The organism is Microcoleus harperi Pol14_C6 (assembly GCF_036701295.1).
Lineage (GTDB): Bacteria > Cyanobacteriota > Cyanobacteriia > Cyanobacteriales > Microcoleaceae > Microcoleus.
In genome coordinates this window covers 1-2,218 of record NZ_JAUBQN010000104.1, presented here as the reverse complement: position 1 = coordinate 2,218, position 2,218 = coordinate 1, and the positions used below count along the sequence as shown (strand labels likewise).

The 2,218-nt window shown below is 42.3% G+C and carries 1 protein-coding gene; it reads left to right on the top strand.

The window, feature by feature from the left end; genetic code table 11:
- The first annotated feature begins 572 nt into the window (after positions 1–572).
- Positions 573–2,165: a cache domain-containing protein gene (locus QUA27_RS27155; protein WP_333072145.1), complete on the top strand. Its 1,593-nt coding sequence runs from the start codon at positions 573–575 to the stop codon at positions 2,163–2,165.
- The last annotated feature ends 53 nt before the right edge of the window (positions 2,166–2,218 follow it).

Sequence of the window (2,218 nt, the reverse complement as noted above, 5' to 3'; positions counted from 1 at the left end):
TGAAGTTTGTTCGCCATATTGAATTGCCTCTACTTTTACCCTATATTTTAGTGTACCTTCATAGTGAATTGGTATTAGGACTTACGCATAGAACCCCCAAACCCTTTTTCCAAGAGGGGCTTTCAAGTGCCCCGTTTTTTGAAACGGTTCCCCCCCTTTTTTAGGGCAGCACGGGGAAGCGGGGTTTCAGACCCTATAGTTCGTAAGTCCTGACTATAGTTGTATGCTTAGATCAATTAGTATTGAGGTCAAGAAATACAAGTTAATGAAGGTGTACTGAATATCCATGAAATCTGCGGGTAGGCTCACACTGCAACCCCAAGCAAAATATACCGCATTTGATATTTATGGAGATTCCGTCTCAAATGGGAGAGCTATTTTTTTTCATAAATGTGCAAGCTGTATCAGTATTAGCCACTCCTTTCATCTCGGTTATTCAACAATAAGATATCATTAAACCATTTGGCGTTAAAGAGAGAGGTAATCAATAATGTCAATAGAGCTGACGTTAAACGACCAAGAGAGACCAACTGCAGTTATTGAAACAATCCAAATACTAAAATGACTCGGCCATGACACAAATCCCAAATGAGCATAAACTTGCAAAAAGCCCTCAAAAAATCCCGCTACGCCTCGTCTTAGTCGTACCATTCGTGCTGCAAATCTTTACCGCTGTGGGACTGACAGGTTGGCTCTCGCTACGCAACGGCAAAACAGCCGTCAACAACGTTACTAGCCAATTACGAACTGAGGTAGTCGCCCGCATCAATCAACAATTAAACACTTACTTGGAAACGCCACATTTGGTCAATGCTATCAGCGTCGATGCCATTCGCCGCTTTGGATTATGGAATCCAGACAATATGGGTTCGATGAGAAGTTACTTCTTCTGGCAACTCAAGCAATTTTCCACCGTTAGTTACATCAGTTTTGGAGGGGAAAGAAAAGAATATGCGGGTGCTGGATATAAGGATGATGGCAGTGTTGTTATTGAAATCACCGATCGCTCTACTAATTTTATCAATACGATCGTCCGCGTAGATAGAGAGGGCAACCCGACTCAGTTTAAGGAAACCCACCCAGACTACGATCCCCGCATCCGACCCTGGTATAAAGCCGCAAAAGTTGCAGGCAAACCCCAATGGAATAAAATTTATCAATATTTTATTCAACCTAGCCTAGGAATCTCCGCTAGCCAACCTGTTTACGACAAAAATGGCACTTTTCGAGGAGTTGTAAGTACCGATCTGTTTCTCTCGAAAATCTGCGACTTTCTCCAAAGTTTAAAAATTGGTAAATCGGGAAAGACTTTCATCATAGAACGCTCTGGCTTTCTAGTGGCTTCTTCCACCCCCAAAAAGCCATTTCTCAACAGCAAAAATCGCAAAAAAACGCAAAGATTAAAAGCGAGTGAAAGCAGCGTGCCTTTGATACAGGGAACAGCGCAGCATTTAATAGAACGCTTTGGTAACTTCACCGAAATAGATAGCAACTCGCAACTCGAATTCATGCTAAATGGTCAGCGAGAATTCGTGCAAGTATCCCCATTCCAAGATGGTCGAGGTCTTGATTGGCTGATTGTTGTAGTCGTTCCAGAAGCAGACTTTATGGAGGAAATCAATGCCAATACCCGCAGCACTATCCTACTCTGCATTTTAGCGTTAGTGCTAGCGACGCTGTTAGGAATCCTCGCCTCCCGCTGGATTACCCATCCTATTTTTATTTTGAGTAAAGCGAGTAGAGCGATCGCCAACGGTGAATTAGACCAAAAAGTAGAGATCAATAGCATCGATGAACTGGGAAGTCTGGCTCAATCTTTTAACCAAATGGCACTGCAATTGCGCGAGTATTTTGCGGCTTTAGAAAAAACCAACTCAGAGCTAGAAAATCGAGTAGAAGAACGGACACTTGAATTAAAAGAGGCGAAAGTTGCCGCTGATACGGCTAATCACGCCAAGAGCGAATTCCTTGCCAACATGAGCCATGAACTTCGTACCCCCCTGAACGGAATTCTAGGATATGCTCAAATTATGGAACGCGATAAAACTATCACTCCTAAACAAAAAGATGCTATCCAAATTATTCACCAATGTGGTTCGCACTTACTTACCCTGATTAACGATATTTTAGATATTTCTAAAATCAATACTCCGGACAGTTTTTAAGCAGCCAGAGTACCATAAGACAAGACTGAAGGAAGATTTGGATGATTTAAAAT

Excerpts from the sequence above, each read along its gene's own strand:
- QUA27_RS27155 (WP_333072145.1), top strand. The coding sequence starts at position 573 with ATGACACAAATCCCAAATGAGCATAAACTTGCAAAAAGCCCTCAAAAA.